The organism is Flavobacterium sp. (genome assembly GCF_965277525.1).
Classification (GTDB): Bacteria; Bacteroidota; Bacteroidia; order Flavobacteriales; family Flavobacteriaceae; genus Flavobacterium.
On record NZ_CBDIDC010000005.1, the window covers coordinates 652,074 to 671,754 of the forward strand.

Annotated in this window: 17 protein-coding genes; 13 read left to right on the top strand and 4 right to left on the bottom strand. The window is 34.3% G+C overall.

The features are described from left to right. Window positions 1-24 precede the first annotated feature (24 nt). The gene (gene wrbA, locus ACQY44_RS11165; protein WP_428230433.1) at window positions 25-1,185 is read left to right on the top strand and encodes an NAD(P)H:quinone oxidoreductase; all 1,161 of its coding nucleotides are present in this window, start codon (window positions 25-27) and stop codon (window positions 1,183-1,185) included. A 458-nt stretch (window positions 1,186-1,643) separates the two neighbouring features. Here the strand turns inward: wrbA and ACQY44_RS11170 are convergent, their stop codons facing one another. Beyond that, window positions 1,644-2,297: a hypothetical protein gene (locus ACQY44_RS11170; protein ID WP_428230434.1), complete on the bottom strand. Its 654-nt coding sequence runs from the start codon at window positions 2,295-2,297 to the stop codon at window positions 1,644-1,646. A 250-nt stretch (window positions 2,298-2,547) separates the two neighbouring features. Between ACQY44_RS11170 and ACQY44_RS11175 the strand changes: the two genes are divergently transcribed. The 5 genes from ACQY44_RS11175 to ACQY44_RS11195 all read left to right on the top strand — a co-directional run bounded on the left by ACQY44_RS11175 (window position 2,548) and on the right by ACQY44_RS11195 (window position 7,073). Next, window positions 2,548-3,039: a nuclear transport factor 2 family protein gene (locus ACQY44_RS11175; protein ID WP_428230435.1), complete on the top strand. Its 492-nt coding sequence runs from the start codon at window positions 2,548-2,550 to the stop codon at window positions 3,037-3,039. 262 nt (window positions 3,040-3,301) lie between these two features. Continuing rightward, window positions 3,302-4,684, top strand: a complete 1,383-nt coding sequence (locus ACQY44_RS11180) for an ammonium transporter (RefSeq protein WP_428230436.1) — start codon at window positions 3,302-3,304, stop codon at window positions 4,682-4,684. Window positions 4,685-5,211: 527 nt separating this feature from the next. Then, entirely contained in the window at window positions 5,212-5,889 is a 678-nt protein-coding gene (trmB, locus tag ACQY44_RS11185; protein WP_026982683.1) for a tRNA (guanosine(46)-N7)-methyltransferase TrmB, read from the top strand. Between the two features lie 43 nt (window positions 5,890-5,932). Next, a complete protein-coding gene (locus tag ACQY44_RS11190) occupies window positions 5,933-6,568 on the top strand; it encodes a LysE family transporter (protein ID WP_428230437.1) in 636 nt (211 codons plus the stop codon). Between the two features lie 175 nt (window positions 6,569-6,743). Continuing rightward, window positions 6,744-7,073, top strand: a complete 330-nt coding sequence (locus tag ACQY44_RS11195) for an MGMT family protein (protein WP_428230438.1) — start codon at window positions 6,744-6,746, stop codon at window positions 7,071-7,073. 209 nt (window positions 7,074-7,282) lie between these two features. Here ACQY44_RS11195 and ACQY44_RS11200 read toward each other — a convergent pair whose 3' ends face one another. Next, window positions 7,283-8,608, bottom strand: a complete 1,326-nt coding sequence (locus tag ACQY44_RS11200; RefSeq protein ID WP_428230439.1) for a sensor histidine kinase — start codon at window positions 8,606-8,608, stop codon at window positions 7,283-7,285. A gap of 150 nt (window positions 8,609-8,758) precedes the next feature. After that, window positions 8,759-10,114 carry a sigma-54-dependent transcriptional regulator gene (locus tag ACQY44_RS11205; protein ID WP_428230440.1) on the bottom strand — a complete coding sequence of 452 codons (1,356 nt, stop codon included), beginning with the start codon at window positions 10,112-10,114 and terminating at the stop codon, window positions 8,759-8,761. Window positions 10,115-10,271: 157 nt separating this feature from the next. On the opposite strand from ACQY44_RS11205, the gene ACQY44_RS11210 reads away from it, so the two are divergent. From ACQY44_RS11210 to ACQY44_RS11220, 3 genes are all read left to right on the top strand, one after another. Further along, on the top strand, window positions 10,272-11,519 hold the full coding sequence (locus ACQY44_RS11210) for an efflux RND transporter periplasmic adaptor subunit (RefSeq protein ID WP_428230441.1): 1,248 nt from the start codon (window positions 10,272-10,274) through the stop codon (window positions 11,517-11,519). Window positions 11,520-11,644: 125 nt separating this feature from the next. After that, window positions 11,645-12,352 carry an ABC transporter ATP-binding protein gene (locus tag ACQY44_RS11215; RefSeq protein ID WP_428230442.1) on the top strand — a complete coding sequence of 236 codons (708 nt, stop codon included), beginning with the start codon at window positions 11,645-11,647 and terminating at the stop codon, window positions 12,350-12,352. 130 nt (window positions 12,353-12,482) lie between these two features. Next, window positions 12,483-14,912: an ABC transporter permease gene (locus ACQY44_RS11220; protein WP_428230443.1), complete on the top strand. Its 2,430-nt coding sequence runs from the start codon at window positions 12,483-12,485 to the stop codon at window positions 14,910-14,912. Between the two features lie 97 nt (window positions 14,913-15,009). On the opposite strand, the gene ACQY44_RS11225 is transcribed toward ACQY44_RS11220, so the two are convergent. Continuing rightward, entirely contained in the window at window positions 15,010-16,629 is a 1,620-nt protein-coding gene (locus ACQY44_RS11225) for a L,D-transpeptidase family protein (protein WP_428230444.1), read from the bottom strand. Window positions 16,630-17,051: 422 nt separating this feature from the next. On the opposite strand from ACQY44_RS11225, the gene ACQY44_RS11230 reads away from it, so the two are divergent. The 4 genes from ACQY44_RS11230 (at window position 17,052) to ACQY44_RS11245 (ending at window position 19,614) form a co-directional block, all read left to right on the top strand. Then, a complete protein-coding gene (locus tag ACQY44_RS11230; RefSeq protein ID WP_428230445.1) occupies window positions 17,052-18,182 on the top strand; it encodes a P-loop NTPase in 1,131 nt (376 codons plus the stop codon). A gap of 115 nt (window positions 18,183-18,297) precedes the next feature. Then, window positions 18,298-18,537, top strand: coding sequence for a NifU family protein (locus ACQY44_RS11235; protein WP_055097397.1), 240 nt, complete (start codon window positions 18,298-18,300; stop codon window positions 18,535-18,537). 217 nt (window positions 18,538-18,754) lie between these two features. Then, window positions 18,755-19,237 carry a hypothetical protein gene (locus ACQY44_RS11240; protein ID WP_428230446.1) on the top strand — a complete coding sequence of 161 codons (483 nt, stop codon included), beginning with the start codon at window positions 18,755-18,757 and terminating at the stop codon, window positions 19,235-19,237. Between the two features lie 59 nt (window positions 19,238-19,296). After that, entirely contained in the window at window positions 19,297-19,614 is a 318-nt protein-coding gene (locus ACQY44_RS11245; protein ID WP_026982672.1) for a 2Fe-2S iron-sulfur cluster-binding protein, read from the top strand. The last annotated feature ends 67 nt before the right edge of the window (window positions 19,615-19,681 follow it).

Consider the following 19,681-nt stretch of genomic DNA (forward strand, 5'->3'; position numbering starts at 1 on the left):
TACAAATTATTTAAAATTACCCTCATGAAAAAGCAATTACTTGTATTATTAATAGCCCTATTTATAGGTTTTGGTGCCAATGCACAAACAAAATCATCTGAAACCAATGTGCTGGTTTTAATTTATTCTCAAAACGGCGGAACGTACAAAATGGCAAAAGCAATTGCCGAAGGAATTCAGGAATATCCAAATACAAAAGCGACTTTAAAACGTGTTCCTTCTATAAACACAAAAGAAAAACTAAATGCTGAAGTAGAGAAATTACCTGTTGCTACGATCGAAGAATTGGCCAATTATGACGGAATCGCTTTTGGAAGTCCGGTTCATTTTGCGAATATTAGTGCTGATATGAATTACTTTTTTAGTCAGAGTATTCCGCTTTGGACTTCGAGAACTTTAGAAGGAAAACCGGCAACTGTATTCATGTCGGCTGGATCCGGGGCAGGAAAAGAAGCTGCGATTTTGTCTTTCTGGAATATCCTTGCCTCGCACGGAATGGTCATTGTACCAACAGGAATTATGGGAACGGCAACTTTAGATAAAACTGTTCCGCAAGGAAATACTCCGTTTGGCGCAACGGCATTGACAGGATCTACTGGAACTCGCCCTTCACAAAGCGAATTGAATTTGGCTAAGGAACAAGGAAAAGCTTTGGCAAGAGTGGCTTCGGGATTGAAAAATACGGAGAATATAAAGTCTGTAAAAACCACTTCGGCTGAAACTAAAAGCGACATCAACAAAACTTTAAAAGACAATAATATTGTGCTTCCTGAAGCGCCTAAACCGGTTGGAAATTATGTTCCGTTTACGATCTCAGATCATAAAGTATACATTAATCAGGTAGCTTTGAAAGACGGAAAGATTTTAAATCCGGGTAAAGTTGGCGCAACGGTTACTGAAGATCAGGCAAAAGAAGCAACGTACCAAACGATGCTGAATGTCATTGCGGTTTTGAAAGAGGCTTGCGGAGGCGATTTGAACAAAGTAAAACAATGTGTACAGCTAACGGGATATTTTAATACGACTCCGGAATATACGCAACATGCCGGACTTATGAATTCGGCTTCGAATTTGACGGCTTTGGTTTTTGGTGAAAAAGGAAAACACGCGAGAGCAACGATTGGAGCGGCTTCGTTACCGATCAATTCGGCTGTAGAAATTCAGGCGATTTTTGAAATTGAATAAATGTTTATCGGTTTATAAATGTGAATAAACAGGAAACGTTTTTGTGTTGTCCCTGCGGGCAATATCATTAAGTTAAGGGAAAATCTATAAAATTACTTAACCGTTTAATCAAGAAAGTAATTATAAAAATCTGTTTTTATCAGCGTTTTCGCTTTAGCGAATCAGTAAAATCAGCGTCTAATTTTGACGCGGACAAAACAGATTTACTTCGTAAAAACGCGGATAAAAACGGATTTGATTTGCAATAATTTTATTTTCTAAAAGCTTAAATTAGTGACATTGCCCATAGGGATTACACACATTTTATAACACAATCTAGTTTTTGCGTGAGGGATAGAGCTACGCTACCGCAGTAGCAGCGAAAGCCCGACAGCAATAAAAAAAGGGGCCAACTAAGCGATTTGCATAGTTGGCCCCTTTTTTTATTGGTGGCACGCCCAGATTATTATTGACTAATATTATGATTTTGGCAATGGAGCTCCAACGGCGATATCGCATCTGTGGCCGGGTTTTCCGTGCGCTGGATTCATTCCGTCTGCTACTGCTTCTTCTGTACTTAATAAAGCCGGAACTGCATTAGTTGCGGGTGGGGTTACTGTAAAGCTTTGTGAAGTAGTTCCGCTTTGTGCTGTAGTAGCTGCAACTGGTTGTTTCGCTACCGGAGAATTTAAAGGCGCTCCAACCGGAATATCACATCTGTGGCCGGGCTGTCCGTGCGACGGATTCATTCCTTTGGCTACTTTTGCTGGTGCTACGGTTGTTGTTACTACGTTTTGCTGACCTGCATTTACTTGTACAGGCTGTGCAGTTTGAGTTGTAGTCGTTTGTCCTTGCGTTGGAGCCGAATTTAAAGGTGCGCCAACGGCAATATCGCAACGATGCCCGGGTTGTCCGTGTGCGGGATTTATTCCTTGCGTTGCCCCCATTACGGTGTTAGGATTCGTCGTCGGATTTTGAACTACCGATTGCTGTGTTTTTGTGGTGTCTTTTGCTAATCCTAGTTTCACCAATTCAGATGTTGGGGTGTTTTCCTGTGGTTCCAGTTCTTTCTTGCAAGAGGTAAAAACCAGAGAAGTAACAAATATTGAGGTGATAAGTATTTTTGGATTCATGATGTATCGATTTTAAAGCACTCAAATATACTAAGATTTCATCATATAAGTTATATAATATCGTGTTGAGAATTTCGCGCAAAGACGCAAAGGCGCCAAGTTTTAAAATTTACAAGTAAAAGAACTTTGCGACTCTGCGTCTTTGCGCGATTAAATTAGCCCAACAAAAAAACTCTGCACCTTTGAACCTCTGCACCTTTGTTCCTCTGAAAAATTTTTTACTAACTTTAAATCCAAAATAAAACCTCTCATGAAAAAATCAATTCTACTTTTATTATTTGTTGCCACTTTTGCAACTGCACAAACTTCTGAAAAAGACAAAGTCAATCAAACTCTTGATACCTGGCACAAAGCAGCTGCCGATGTAAAATTCGACGCGTACTTTGATTTAATTGCCGAAGACGGAATTTTCATAGGAACTGACGCTACCGAAAACTGGAGCAAAAAAGACTTTAAAGTTTGGGCAAAACCTTTTTTTGACAAAGGAAAAACCTGGAATTTTACCGCTCTTGAACGTCATATCTTTTTTGATAAAACTCGAAAAATTGCGTGGTTTGATGAATTGCTCAATACACAGATGAAAATTTGTCGCGGTTCCGGTGTTTTGGTTAAAGTGGGGAAAGAATGGAAGATTCAACATTATGTGTTATCGATGACCATCCCTAATGACGAAGTGGATGCGGTGACCAAAATAAAAGCACCTATCGAAGACGTCCTAATCGCGAAGCTTCAGAAAAAATAAACATTTTTGAGCTTTGTTTTTATAATCCTAACTTTTCTAGTGCTTTACAGCGCCGTATATCAAATTAATTATAATACAATTGGCAATTTTACCCATAAATTATAAGTTCAAAATAAGATTGTCTCAAAAAAACGGATCGAATTTTACAAAATTGACTAAAATAAAAGCACAACCTCTATTTTATTAGCCCTAAAAATCAAAATCTTTATTTTTTTTTAACTTTGACCCCAAAAAAAATAGGGTTCAATAAAGTATTTGAAAAATGAAAATAGAAAGACGCTGGATCATTTCCTTTATTATTATAAGTATTGTTTGTATTACCGGTGCATTTTGGCCAACTGTTACCACAAATAGTTATGTATTATCTGAATTTGGCACAACCGACCATATTGTTACTGCCGATGTTGCCTGGATGTTAACCTCTTGTTGCCTGGTTTTGATCATGACGCCGGGATTATCTTTTTTCTACGGAGGAATGGTAGGCCGAAAAAATGTGATTTCGACCATGTTGCAAAGTTTTATTTGTTTGGGCGTTGTAACACTTTTATGGGTTGTAGTGGGTTTTAGCCTGGCTTTTGGCGATCCTGTAGGTTTTGGTTCAGGAGAACATTTTTATAGTTTCTTTGGTAATCCAACTACTTTTGCCTTTATGGATTATGTGGGTGTTTTGCCGCATAAAAAATTAGCAAGCACGATTCCGTTTATGTTGTTTGCGTTGTTTCAAATGAAATTTGCGATTATTGCTCCGGCAATTATTACGGGTTCGTTCGCAGAACGTGTGCGTTTTATATCATATTTACTTTTCATCAGTTTGTTTACCATTTTTATTTATGCGCCTTTGTGCCATTCAGTTTGGTATCCTACGGGTGTTTTAGGAAGTTATTTTGGTGTAAAAGATTTCGCCGGAGGAACTGTAGTACATATGAGTTCAGGATTTGCTGCTTTGGCAGGGGTTCTGGTTTTAGGAAAAAGAAAAAATAGCGATCATATACCTACCAATATTCCGTTTGTATTATTAGGAACAGGAATGTTATGGTTTGGATGGTTCGGATTCAACGCGGGTTCAGCTCTTGCTGCCAACGGAACTGCTGCAATGGCTTTCGCTACAACCACAACTTCATCTGCCGCTGCGATGTTAACCTGGGTTTTCTTTGACAGAATGAACGGAAGAAAAGTTTCGGCTTTAGGAGCTTGTATTGGAGCTGTTGTGGGCTTAGTTGCCATAACACCGGCTGCAGGATTTGTATCGGTTCCTGAAAGTATGTTTTTTGGGTTTCTTACGGCTTTGGTTTCGAATTCAGTGGTAAACTGTCGTTTCTCGAAAAGATTTGATGATACACTTGACGTTTTTGCCTGTCACGGTGTGGGTGGAATTATGGGAATGATTTTAACCGCGATTTTTGCTCATGGCGAAGATGCGAGTTTATTACACGGCGGATGGAACGTTTTTGGTCATCATATGATGGCTTTGGTGCTGGTTTCTATCTTTACGTTCTTCGGCGCTTATTTCTTATTCAAAGTAACCAACTTTATAATTCCATTACGTGTTTCTGAAGAAAACGAACATATTGGTCTTGATTTATCGCAACACGATGAAACGCTTGATCCTAAATTAAAACCTATTACTGAGGCGCATTACGGGTAATTTTTTTGCCACAGATTATAAAGATTAAAATGATTTTTCTTACCGGAGGTAAAAAATAGTTTGCCACGAATTACACTAATTTTTACTAATTTTTTTTTCGATTATAAGGTTTAACTTAATTGGTGAAAATTGGTGAAATTGCTTCGCCTGTTCGCTATCGCTCGGGTCGTGGCGGAAAACTTAACCGGTGTAGTCCTTACAGGACATTTTTATTGAAAGCACTAATCTAATTTTCTACCGATATTTAACTCCTAACGGAGTATATCTCGTAGAGATTATATATCGGTAAAAGATTGCTAAACGCAAAACTTTGTCCCGTAGGGACAATACCTACCCGATCAAAAATTAATTATTTTAAAAATCTTTTTAATCTCTATAATCTGTGGCCAAAAAATTAGTGCCAATTTGTGTAATTCGTGGCCAAAAAACAATATTCCTAATCAAAATTCGCAGCAAAAAACTTTAAACACCGTTGCGCTATTTTCATTCGTTTATATTCCTTAATTTTGCTGAAAATTTTTGTAAAAGTGGGAAGTAAAAATAAACTAAAAAGATTCAGAGAAAACGAAACGTTTCAAAACGTTTTTCAACCAACCAGAGAAGAAGTTGTAGGCGATTTAATGCCTCTAAAAGGGAAATGGAACTCTGATTTCTTTAAAAATGATAATCCATTAGTTTTAGAATTAGGATGTGGAAAAGGTGAATATTCTGTTGGATTAGCAGAAAGATACCCTGACAAAAATTTTATCGGAATAGATATTAAAGGTGCTCGTTTCTGGAGAGGTGCTAAAACCGCTGTAGAAACCGGACTTCATAACGTTGCTTTTATTCGTACTCAAATCGAATTGATCGACCATATTTTTAATGAAAATGAAGTGGATGAAATCTGGATTACTTTTCCGGATCCGCAAATCAAATACAAAAGAACCAAACACAGAATGACAAACTCTGAGTTTTTGAAATTGTATAAAAAAATCCTTAAGAAAGACGGTGTTGTAAACCTTAAAACCGACAGCGAATTCATGCACGGTTATACTCTTGGATTGCTTCACGGTGAAGGACATGAGGTTTTATATGCGAATCATAACGTATATACAAACGAAGGAAGTCCTGAGGAAGTTACTGCTTTTCAGACTTTTTACGAGAAACAATATTTAGAAATTAATAAGGCAATTACGTATATTCGCTTTAAAATTAAAGACTAATTTAATTTTAAAAACGAACTTTCAACCCCATCAAAATAACTGAATGGCATTACTTACCCCATTACTTTCAGGTTTTATTGCCGCTTTCATTGGGATTATTCCGCCCGGTCTAATCAATATGACAGCAGCTAAGGTGAACATGAAAGAGGGAAAAAAGAACGCTCTTTGGTTTGTTGCCGGTGCGATTTTAGTCATCTTTTTTCAGGTTTCTTTGGCCGTTTTATTTGCACAGGTAATTGATAATCGCCCTGATGTGGTAACGCTTTTACGTGAGGTTGGATTTGCAATTTTTTCGATACTAACGATTTACTTTTTGTTTATCGCTAAAGAACCAAAAGCAAAAAAATCGAAGATTAAAAAGAGCAGCAAAAAAAGCCGTTTCTTTTTAGGAATGCTTTTATCTGGTTTGAACTTCTTTCCAATTCCATATTATGTGGTGGTGAGCGTTACTTTGGCTTCATATCATCTTTTTGCATTCGAACACAACATTATTTTTACTTTTGTATTCGGATCTGTTTTGGGTTCATTTGCTGCTTTGTACAGCTACATTGGTTTCTTTGGAAGAATCGAAAAGAAAACCGATTACCTGATGCGAAATATGAATACTATTATTGGTAGTATCACGGGATTAATTGCTATTGCAACGCTTTTTAATATTTTAAGTTACTATTTCGGGTAAAAGTATTTTCAAAGATTAAAATTAAAAATTTAGGTTTTATAAAATCGAACCATTAAGTAATTAAGAAAAATTAAGCACTACTTGTAAAACTTCACTTTCTTAATCATTTTTCAATAAAAGTTAAGCTTTGACTTCATGAACCTTAATATCTTTATGGTAAAAATAACTTAAACGTATGGCTGAAGATAATTTTTTTGAGAGGGTTTATGCGATCGCCAGACAAATTCCGTACGGGAAAGTAACTTCTTATGGCGCTATTGCGAGAGCTCTAGGAACAGCCCGTTCTGCCCGAATGGTAGGCTGGGCAATGAATGCCTGTCATAATATGGAAGATGTCCCGGCACACAGAGTTGTAAACAGAAAAGGCCTTTTGACCGGAAAACACCATTTTGACGGAACCAATTTAATGCAGCAATTGCTGGAAAGCGAAGGCATTGAAGTCGTAAATAATCAAATTATAGATTTCGAAAAGCACTTTTGGACGCCTGAGATTTCTAACATATAAGTGATATAAGTTCATTTAAAAGTATTGTCTTGATTTACTTTGTCATTTAATCGCGCAAAGTCGCAAAGCCGCTAAGTTTTATTTTTTAAGTTTTTCTTTGCGGCTCTGCGACTTTACACAATTAATAAAAATAGCCTCGAGAACTTTGCGAGAGATTATACGCAATATTTAATATGAACTTATACAACTTATAGGATTCAAAAAAAAAATTAAATCAAACAAATCACAAAACTCGTTTTATTTTCATCGGTTTGGTAGCTTAGGTAACCGCCGTGCGCTTCGATGATGTTTTTAGAAAGCGTTAAGCCTATGCCGGCGCCATCTTTTCTAGTGGTGAAGAATGGCAGAAATACTTTTTCACGGATCTCCTGATCGATTCCTTTTCCGTTGTCTGAAATGGTGATAAAAAAGCGATTATTCTCAGTATAACTGGACAAGAACATTTTCTTTTCTGCCTTTTCTTTTAGAGCATAAACGCTATTGGTAATTAGATTTATAATCACTTGTTCTATCTGGCTTTTATCAATCAAAATAGAACGCGAACTATTAATTTCGTTTACCAATTCGATATTCTCCGCTTTTAGAATCGGGCTCATGATGCGCATACAATCGGCTAAAAGTAAATTTATTGGCGTCATTTGTTTTGTTGGAGTCGGAAGCATGGCTAGTTTTCGGTAATTTTCTACAAATACCTGCAGGTGATCACTTCGATTGATAATCGTCGAAATACTGCTTTTGATATCGTCGAAATCATCTTCTTCGAGTTTTTCCTGATCGACAATCTGAAGTAAATTCTGCGAAAGTGCCCGAATTGGCGTTAAGGAATTCATCAATTCATGCGAGATGATTTTCATTAAATTAATCCAGGCTTCTTTTTCTTTTTTCTCAATTACACGCTGAATACTATCTAATAAAATAATAAAATATTCTTTGTTATACGTTTTGGTAATGGATGTTTGTAAAACAAAAGTCTGCAAATCTTCTTCTTCTATTTTGATCGAAATTGCCGATTTTAATTCCCTAAATTCCATCTTTTCAATTTCATCGCAAAGTGATGGCAAATAATTTTTCAGGTATGTCCAGTGGCTCACTTTTGGCACTTTAAATAAACTGGAAAAGCAATCGTTCATCAAAAAAATATTCCAGTCTTCACCTTCTTTCTCGAGAATTAAAGTCGCGGTATCTATATTATTTAATATCGATTTATAAATTAATTCTTTTGAGGTTTGATCTTGTTGCTGGTATTTTAACGTATTATATAAAAGATATAAGTTGTTAAATTTCTTCTCTTTATAGTCTTCCGGGAAATTGGTTGAAAAATCATTTTGCAAGATCGAAAGCAATATTTTATCATAAAACAGTGAATGATTTTTAATATAAAAGTACATCTCAAACAATAATAGAAAAATAAAAAACCCAACTAAAAGCGCATTGTAATAAAGCGTTTTATAAATCAAAAAAACGCAAAAGAAAAAGGGAATCATAATAAAGAGAACCCTTATAAACAAAGCATTATAGAACTTCCAGTTTTTCATTATTTTAATTTTTTATTGGTATATGTAGCTGAAGATTTAACCGCAAGGTTCGCAAAGGTGTACGCAAAGTTAGCTAGAAACAGCTTTGCGAACTTAATAAAACCAATTACAAATAAACCTAAAAAATACCTTGCGTGCTTTGCGGTAAAATTAATTTTTCAAGTCATATTTCTCAATTCTTCTGTACAATGCTGCTCTTGACAAACCCAATTCTTCAGCCGTTTTACTGATGTTTCCGTTGTATTTGAAGAGCGTTTTTTCGATCGCACTTTTCTCCATTTCAGATAACGGATTTTCATCGTTTTCCTGAATTTCTTCGAAATCTAAAATATCGAGATTCGTTACAGAAATGGTATTATTATCAGCCAAAATCAAAGCGCGTTCTATTTTATTTTCCAGTTCACGAATGTTTCCTTTCCACGGATATTTTTCTAAATAGGGTGCCACATTCTCTTCAAAATGCCATCCCGAAGCTTCGGGACCATGATTGTATTTTTCGGCAATCTTATCCAGGATAAAATGTGCCATTGGTACAATATCATCTTTTCGTTCGCGTAACGAAGGCAAATGAATTTCCATTGTATTGATGCGATACAGCAAATCTTCGCGGAACGTTTTGTTTTTAACCTCAGCTTTTATATCACTATTGGTGGCCGCAATTACGCGAACATTTAAAGGCCTTGACTTACTTTCTCCTAAACGGGTAACGGTTTTGGTTTGCAAAACGTGTAATAGTTTCGATTGTAAATGCAACGGAATATTGCCTATTTCATCCAGAAAAATCGTGCCGTTTTGCGCCGTTTCAAATCTTCCGGCTGTATCTGTTTTGGCATCTGTAAAAGCACCTTTTGCATAACCAAAAAGCTCACTTTCGAATAAATTATCACTCAAAGAACCCAAATCAACATGTACAAATGGCTGTTCTTTTCGTTCAGAATTTAGATGAATAAATTCGGCAAAAACATATTTACCGGTTCCGTTTTCGCCCAGAATCAAAACATTAACATCTGTTCTGGCTACTCTTTCGGCAATAGAATAGGCTTGTTTTATTTTAAGCGAATTTCCAACAAAATAGTTTTTTGCTGGTTTTTCTTCTACCACTTTTTTGCTGTTTCTTCTGCTTTCGGCAACAGCCTTATCAATTATTTCAAGTAATTTTTCGTTATTCCAGGGCTTCAAAACATAATCAAAAGCACCAATCTTTATTCCCTCAACTGCTGTATCGATTTTACCAAAAGCCGTCATTAAAATCACAACGGTTTGTGGCGAAAGTGTTTTTATTTCTTTGAGCCAGTGAATACCTTCTCGCCCATCTTCGAAACCAATTCTATAATTCATATCTAACAAAACCACATTTATTTCATTTTCACTTAAAATAGAGATGATTTTTTTTGGACTATTTTCTGTAAAAATGGTTTCAAAATGTTTTTTGAGAATCATTTTTGCCGAAAAAAGAATTTCTTCCTGGTCGTCGACGATTAATATTTGGGCTTGTTTTCTTCGCATGATGTCTTTTTTTGTTCGATAACGAACGGTCAACTGTTCATTATCGAACACTTCTTTTTTGAATAGTTTTTAAAGCTTCTTTAAAATCAACACTTTACAAATAATAAATTTTATGGCACAATATTTACCTATTGACTATCAGTAAATTATTAAAGAAATGGACAAAGTAATTCCTCGTAAAAATAGAAAATTTAGATATCTCACAATAGCAATTGGAGTTTTTTTAGTTTTGGCAGCAATCGTGTTTTTTTCGTTTAACACGAAAAGAAGTTTAAATGTAAAAGCAGAAGAACTCACTATTCAGAAAGTCGAAAAAGCCTTTTTTGAAGATTTTGTTGTTTTTCAGGCCAAAGTAGAACCTTTGAATGTCATGCTTGTCAATGTTACCGAAGGAGGATCTGTAAAAGAGATTTTTGTTGAGAATGGCGCCATGGTTACCAAAGGTCAATCGCTGGCCCGTTTGTACAACCCAAATACTGAACTGAATTACCTGACTCAGGAAACGGCCATTATTGAACAAATCAATAATTTAAATACCGGAAAACTAAACATTAGAAATCAGGAATTAAATTTGAACAAGGATTTGGTTTTAATTGAACATGATTATAATGATGCCAAAAGATTATACGACATGAATGCCCGATTATATGAAAAAGAGGTGATTTCTAAAAATGACTGGAATACTTTTAAGGAAAGTCTTCGTTTTCAGGAAGAACGAAAAAGAACGATTCAGCAAAGTATTCAAAAAGAAAAACAAACGAATCAAATTCAGATTTCGCAAATAAACAACTCTATTCAGACGATGGAGAAAAGTTTGGATATTTTAAGAAACAATAAAAAGAATTTCCTGATTATCGCTCCTGAATCCGGTCGACTAACTTCGTTTCAACCCGTATTAGGAAAAACATTTCAGGCTGGCGAAAGCATCGGAAAAATAGATTCTAAACAAGGGTATAAACTTACCGCTGATGTCGATGAATTTTATCTTGAAAAAATACGCGAAGGTTTGAAAGGTCAGGTAGAATTTAAAGGTAAAAACCTTGAAGTTTTAGTAACTAAAGTAATCCCGGAAGTAAAAGGCGGACATTTTATAGTAGAATTGGCTTTTACGTCTAAAGAAAATATCGTTTTGCAAGACGGACTTAGTTTTGGTGTAAAACTAATTTTATCAGAAAAAAATAAAACTCTTGTGGTTCAAAAAGGAAGTTTTAACCAGGAAACTGCAGGAAAATGGATCTTTGTTGTAAAAGGAAATAAAGCCGAAAAAAGAAATATAAAATTAGGAAGAGAAAACCCTTCGTATTATGAAGTGTTGCAAGGCTTAAAAGAAGGCGAATCTGTGATTACCTCATCTTATTCTGACTATAAAGATATCGAGGAGTTATTAATAAATAATTCGCAGTAATTAGTTTTCAGTCGCACTCACAGTTCAAAATTCACATTTTACAATTCACATTTTACATTTTACAATTAGCAAAGTTTCAATCATCAATCAAAAAACAATCAATAACACCTAAACATTTTAAAACTATGATAACAATTCAAAATTTAACCAAAGTTTTTAGAACAGAAGAAGTAGAAACGGCTGCTTTAAGCGGCATTACTTTAGAAATTAAAAAAGGAGATTTCCTGACTATTATGGGACCATCGGGTTGCGGAAAATCTACTTTACTAAATATCATAGGACTTTTGGATAGTGCCAATGGAGGAAGTTATAAACTATTAGATCAGGAAATGGTGGGTTTGAAAGAAAAAGGAAGAGCTGTTGTTCGTAAAGAAAATATTGGTTTCATATTCCAGAATTTCAACTTAATCGATGAGCTTTCAGTTTATGATAATATCGAATTGCCTTTGCTTTATAATAATGTAAAAGCATCCGACAGAAAACAAAAAATCGAAGCAATTGCTGAGAAACTGAATATCTCACACCGATTAAAACATTTTCCGCAACAACTTTCAGGAGGGCAACAACAAAGGGTTGCTGTTGCAAGAGCTTTAGTAAACGATCCCAAAATTATTCTGGCCGATGAGCCAACCGGTAATTTAGATAGTAAAAACGGGAATGAAGTAATGGAACTTTTAACGGATCTACACGCTAAAGGAGCCACTATTTTGATGGTTACACATTCTGATTATGATGCTTCATTTTCACAAAGAACAATTCATATGAAAGATGGTGTTATATTTTCTGAAAAACTAAATCAGAGAAATGTTGATGTTTTTATGGACGCTAAATAATTTTAAAATGATAAAATTTATTGTAACCGCAATTTTAATCCTAATTGGATTTGTTTGCAAAGTATTGGCAATGATATAAAGCCTAACAGGTTTGAAAAAGCAACTATAACAATTATAAAAAAATAAAAGCATGGTTTTTAACTGGTTTAAAATATTCATCTATCATTTAAAACAAAACAAATTGTTTTCGTTTTTGAATATTCTGGGATTAAGCATTGGGATAGCTGGAGTCATTTTCTCCATTTTATATTGGAACAATGAAAACGCATACGATCAATGGAACCCTGAAAAAGAAAACGTTTATCAAGTTCTGAATAAAATTGGGGCAACTGGGGACGTCTGGGCATCAAGTACAATTCCATTTGGGGTGACCTGCAAAGCAACAATTCCCGAAATCGAATCTATTTGTTTTTTTGATGGCTGGTATTATGAGGAAGCAATCAAATATCAAAATCAAAAATGGATAGGCAAAAAAATAATAGTTGCTGATTATGACTTTTTTGACGCTTTTCCGTTTCCAATTGTTAAAGGAGCCAAAAAGGATATTCTTAAAGAAAAAAACAGTGTTGCCATTTCCGAAGATGAAGCAAAAAAAATCTTTAAAAATGAAGATCCTATTGGCAAAATTCTTATCAACGACAACAAGCCTTATGTCATAAAATCAGTTTATAAAATTATGAGCCCCTCCTCTGTTGAACCCAATTATGTCTTTGGAGGCTTATTAGAGGATGGCGACTTTAACGGCTGGGGGAATTTTAATTATACTTTAATGATTAAAACCAAAAAAGGGACTAACAAAGAAGCACTTTTAAAGAAGATGCAAAATGTAAATTTTGTTAATCGAACCTTGAAAGATGCTAAAGCAAATGGTCAGACACCTGAACAATATATCAAAGAAAATGGAGAAGTTAAGGTTATCCTCGACCAATTAGACAAGGCGCGATTGCATGGTACAAGATCTGCTGCCACGGTTAATTTTCCTGAAGGTAAAGGAAATTTACAACTACTTTATATCATGGTAGGCTTATCTATATTGATTTTGATCTTATCACTTGTAAATTATATTAATTTGGCAACTGCTTCTGCTATTAAACGCGCTAAAGAAGTTGGTGTGCGTAAAATTGTAGGTGCAAGCAAAATGCAAATCATCACTCAATTTATATTTGAAACAGCTATTATGGTAATTTTAGCTATTCTTTTTGCCCTGGCAATAGTAGAACTTTCTTTACCATACTACAACAACTTCCTCAAGAAATCTTTAACAATGAATGGCAGTGAATTTTACCTGCAACTTATTTTTATCTTTGGATTAGTAATCGTTCTTGCGGGTATATTCCCTGCTATTTATATTTCAAATTTTGAAACTTTAAAAGTTTTAAAAGGAAACTTCTCCAGAAGCAAAAGCGGCATCTGGATTCGAAACTCGATGTTGATTTTTCAATTTGGAATTGCTGCTTTTTTTATTATTGGCGCTTTGATTGTAAATTCACAAGTAAGTTATATGATGAATAAAGATCTTGGCTTTAATGGTAATCAGGTAATCAAAATTCCGTTAAAATCTGTGGATCGCAATAAAAAAATAGAAAATTATCTGACTATAAAGCAAGAGCTCGTCAAACTTTCAGGTGTTCAGGAAGTATCTACCTTTGCAGGTTCTTTTGGCAGCAGCACCAATTCAAGTTCCGGATTTAAATACAATGGCGTTTTTGTGCAGCCCCGAAATGTTGATATGGATTTTGGTTTTCTCGAAATGATGAAAATTAAGATTGTTAAAGGACGCGATTTATCTCCAAAATACGCTTCAGACACTATTAGCAATTGGCTGATAAATGAAACTCTTGCCAAAACACTAGGACTTAAAAACCCTATAAACACCGTAATAAGTTCAGGCTGGGGAAATGAAAAAGGAAACTTAAAATTTAAAGTTGTAGGAGTTGTTAAAGACTTTCATATTACAGGATTTCAAAATAAAGTTCCACCAATGGTTTTTATCAGTATTAAAACTTTAAAATGGAATAATTTTGATAATATATATGTAAAAATTTCTCCAAACAACTTAACCGAAACTTTAGCAAAATTAAAAACCTACTGGGAGAAAAACATCAATCAGGATTATCCTTTTGAATATGAATTTGTAAACAAAGGATTTGCCAAAACTTATCAGGAACAGGTAAAACAGAAAGATTTATTTTTTATCCTGAATCTTGTAGTGATTATTATTGCCGTTTTTGGCTTATTTGCTTTGGCTTCTTTTTCGATGGAACGACGATTGAAAGAAATCGCGATCAGAAAAACATTAGGTGCTGAAACTGATACTCTGTTAAAAGAACTTTCAAAACAATATGTTGTTTTTTGCATGATTGGGTTTGTAATTGGCATTGTACCTGCTTACATTTTATTGCAAAAATGGCTGGAAGATTTTGCCTTTAGAATCAATGTCTCTGTAGTACCGTTTAGCATTGCATTAGTTTCTTTATTGGCTCTGACTTTAATAATCGTTTTAGCAAAAGCCTATCAGGTAACTAAAATAGACATTCTCAAATATTTAAAATACGAATAAGCTTGTAGACCATTTTTTTTTAAGAAACCCGCCAGATTCTATTAATCTGGCGGGTTTCTTTTTTGTTTTTTGCAAACAACATTATGTATATTCTCTCTTATTGCATAACAACAGAATCGGAGTAAAGTAATTTATCTAAACGTTGATCTCTGTCATACACATCCGGATAAAAACCAATTTCTCCGGCATCATTCACCCAGGCCGTAAAATAGCCAATGTAGATTGGAATTTTATTTTTCAACATACAAGTGGTTTCTTTTTCACCGCTCATTGCCTGATTTATTTTATCTACTGGCCAATCCGGATTATCTTCTAAAATGTCCAGGGCCAATTGTTTCGCTTCTTTTACATTAATGCATCCGTGACTAAAGATACGTTTCTCAAAATCAAACAAGCTTTTCGCCGGCGTATCGTGCAAATAAATATCATTTGGATTTGGAAACATAAATTTAACCAATCCCAGAGAATTCTTAGGCCCGGGCTTTTGTCGAACATTCCCACCATTCCACTCCATGTTATGATCTGCCAGATAGTTTTTATCTTCTGCCATTTTCAGTTTTAATTCATTTTTGATGATGCTCTGCGGAACGTACCAATACGGACTAAATACGATTCTGTCTATATTACCACTAAAAATAACAGTTTCTGTCATTCTGGTCCCTACAAAAACATCCGAGATTAACTCATATTTACCATTTTTTACATAAACCAATACAAATGAAGGTATATTAACCATTACATATTCACTTGCCTGTGCTAGTTTTGTTGGTATCCATCTGCATCTCTCCATATTTAGCATTATCGTTTTGATACGATTGCCAATGGGTTCATTCATCTGGTCGATATGTTCTCGGGTAAGTGTATAATTTAATTTTAGTCCGTATCTTTTTTTATATTTTAAAACTCCCGCCATCATTTCTTCGTCGTACACATCCCTTTTAGAATCTTGTGCCAAATCTCCAACAACAAACAAACGTTCTCTGATTTGTTTTACAGCAACGCCACTATCGAAAGGTTTCAGGTCTTTATAAGTTGCACTATCAATATCTATTTTTTTCCACAGATTATTTTTTTCTATAGTTCGGTATTTTTTTAGGGCGTCCTGAAGCTTATAATATTGCGCAAATAAAAGTGTTTCGTCTTTATTCAACCTACCTGGATCCACCATAAGAGAGTCTAATATTTTAGCATACGAAATGTTTTTTGCAGGCAAAAACCAACCAATCTTCTTTAAGGTTGCAGCATCAACACCTGAATAAACATTGCTTGCATAAAAAACATACATATTAGATAATAAAAGTTCCGTGTCAATCTGAGGGAGTTTATCAGATACATTTTCGTTAAAAACATCATCTACTAAATCCATATACGGCATATTAGCCTTAACACCCTGTTCACTTAGCAAACGCACTTTATGATACAATAAGGATCCAAATTCGCTAACACTTTTATCATCATGCCAAATCGGCTTGTAATCTTTCTTTTTATAAAGATCTAAGACATCGTTTTGGTATTTTTTTAATTTGGGATATTTTTTATAAAACTGATTAATAGATTCAACATCAATAATAACTTTAGAAAAATATTTTTCAGTTATAAAAGTACTTTCCAACTTCGTCGTTTTATCTTTCAGATTGATCTCTTTAGGAGATGATTTAAAAGAAAACATTAAAAAACTGACGGCAATAATTACAGGTAAAGAAGTAAAATTTCGCATACTTTTTAGTTTTAAATTTTAGAAAATAAATTTTATTCAAAAAATACCGAAAACCCATAATTTACTCAAAACAAGCTTTCATATACTCTTCAAAACAATAGAAATCATCAATTTGGGTACTCAAATATAGCGAAGATTATTGGTATTTTACGCATCCCGTTCTGAAAATTTATCGTAAAATTCCTCTGTTTTAAGTCCAAAAGTATCCGGATAACGTAATGCAGGGTAAAATATTGCCTGTATTTATTCAATAAGAAAGAGATTACAAACAATCAAAATCATTTTGAGTGATCTCAATATCAACAAATACAATTTAAAAGGGTTTGAATCCGAACATAATCTGTTATCTTTGTAGTCTGAAATCAGTTTAAATAAACACAATACACAAAATGATTTCTTTCAATAGAAAACAGTAGATTAAAATGAAATTAGATAGAAAAGAAATTCTTAAAGCTCTAGAGACAATCACTATAGCTGGAGAAGGAAAAAATATGGTTGAAAGTGGAGCTGTTACCAATGTTATCACTTTTGGTGATGAAGTTGTGGTAGATTTACTTTTGCATACACCTGCAATGCACATTAAAAAAAGAGCTGAAGACGATATCAAAAAAACAATTCTTGAATTGATATCTCCTGAAGCAAAAATCAAGGTAAATATTAAAGTTGAGGCCAAGGAAAATCCAAACGAAATAAAAGGAAAGGCTATTCCTGGCATCAAAAATATTATCGCCGTTGCTTCCGGCAAAGGTGGAGTTGGAAAATCAACTGTTACTGCAAATCTTGCTGTGACACTTGCTAAAATGGGTTTTAACGTTGGAATTCTTGATGCTGATATTTATGGTCCTTCGATGCCAATTATGTTTGATGTTGAAAACGAAAAACCAATTTCGATTACTGTTGACGGAAAATCAAAAATGAAACCTGTTGAAAGTTATGATATCAAAATACTTTCTATCGGATTTTTTACAGCTCCAAGTCAGGCTGTAATCTGGAGAGGTCCAATGGCCGCAAAAGCTTTAAACCAAATGATTTTTGATGCTGATTGGGGAGAACTGGATTTTATGTTAATTGATTTACCTCCGGGAACCGGAGACATTCATCTTTCGATCATGCAATCATTACCAATTACCGGAGCTGTTGTAGTAAGTACCCCTCAGGCTGTGGCTCTTGCCGATGCTAAAAAAGGAGTTGCTATGTTTATGCAAGACAACATCAATGTTCCTGTTTTGGGAATTATCGAAAATATGGCCTACTTTACGCCGGAAGAATTACCTGATAATAAATATTATATCTTTGGTCAGGAAGGAGCAAAAAACCTTGCTGCAGATTTAGATGTTCCGTTTTTAGGAGAAGTGCCAATCGTACAATCTATTCGTGAAGCCGGAGACTATGGTCGCCCGGCAGCAATGCAGACAGCATCTGTAATCGAAACTGTTTTTGAAGAAATTACCAGAAATGTTGTACAAGAAGTAGTAAACAGAAACGATACTTTGCCTGCTACAGAAGCCATTAAAATTACAACTATGGCAGGTTGTTCAGCAGTAAAGAAATAAGTACAGAATTGAGATAAAACTAATGAGATAATTGGAAAATTAGAAAATTAGATAATTTTACTTCAAAGTGAATTTTCTAATTTTCTAATTGACTAATTTTCTAATTGATAAAATTATGACAACAGAAGAATTAACAAACAACGTATTATTGGCTCTAGACGAAATCAGACCTTTTTTAAATTCTGACGGAGGAGACATTACGCTAATTTCTATAGACGATGACAAACATGTTAAAGTTCGTCTTGAAGGAGCATGCATTAGCTGCAGTGTAAATCAAATGACCCTAAAAGCAGGAGTTGAAACTACGATAAAAAAATATGCTCCACAGATTGAAACTGTAGTCAATATCATGTAACAAAAAAAACGGTATTTTTTCTACTTATTAAATTTAGCCAATTAACAAGAATAATAGTTCTTTGGTAGTTTAATTTCTAAATGTTTAATAAAACAATAGAAATAAAGTTGCTTATTGCGGATTTAGCAAAAAACAACGTAAAGATTTAAGAGTTTTAGTTAAGAAATTGTTACATATTTACTTAAATTTGTTGCATAACCACTAAATCTTTAAGTTTATGAAGAATTATTACGCTCTATTTTTACTGTTTTTTTGTGTTTCTGTAAACTATGCCCAACAAACAACTCAAACTCTCGTTGTTGATAAAGCCTGGTTAAACGAAGCGGAAGAATGGTCTACTTTTCAATATGCAGGTCAAATTGTATTTTCAACCAATTCAAATGAAGAAGAAGGTAGTTTAAGAATTGGTAATTATGATTTCTTGTACGATTTCTGCGATGGAAAAGCTAAATTTGCTAATAAAGCAACGTATAGTACTGCCCAGTTTACCCATCCTAGAAAAGTATCTGTAACAACAGACAAACAAGGCGTAATGAACTCTACTTACGAAGGAACTCTAATCTTTCAATCTGATAAAGATTATTATTCTGTAATTGCTTTTGTAACCATATTAGAGAAGAATGGAAATACTCTTGGCTTAAAAATGCACCTTAAAGAAGGCAATAAAAAAGAATACGCATTTAGTATTAAAAATAGTTAACATAAGTAAGGATTTTTTCACGTTATAAAGTCCTCACCAGTAAAATTCCAAAAATTAAAATGGATGTATTAATAAAGATTAAAGATCGAGAAGGAGTTATACACGAGTTACAGGCTCCAACTGATATGGCAATGAACATAATGGAGTTGTGCAAAGCATACGAATTACCTGTTGAAGGAACCTGTGGCGGAATGGCCATGTGCGCTTCTTGCCAATGCTATGTTCTTAATGATGTTGCATTACCAGAAATGGGAGATGAAGAAGAAGCCATGCTGTCGGAAGCATTTTATGTTAAATCAAATAGTCGTTTAGGCTGTCAGATTCCTATCACTACTGAGTTAGAAGGATTAGAATTAGAATTAGCACCTGAATATTAAATAATAAATTACAATATTTTAAAATTCCAAATTCCAATAATAGCAATTGCTTATTGGAATTTGGATT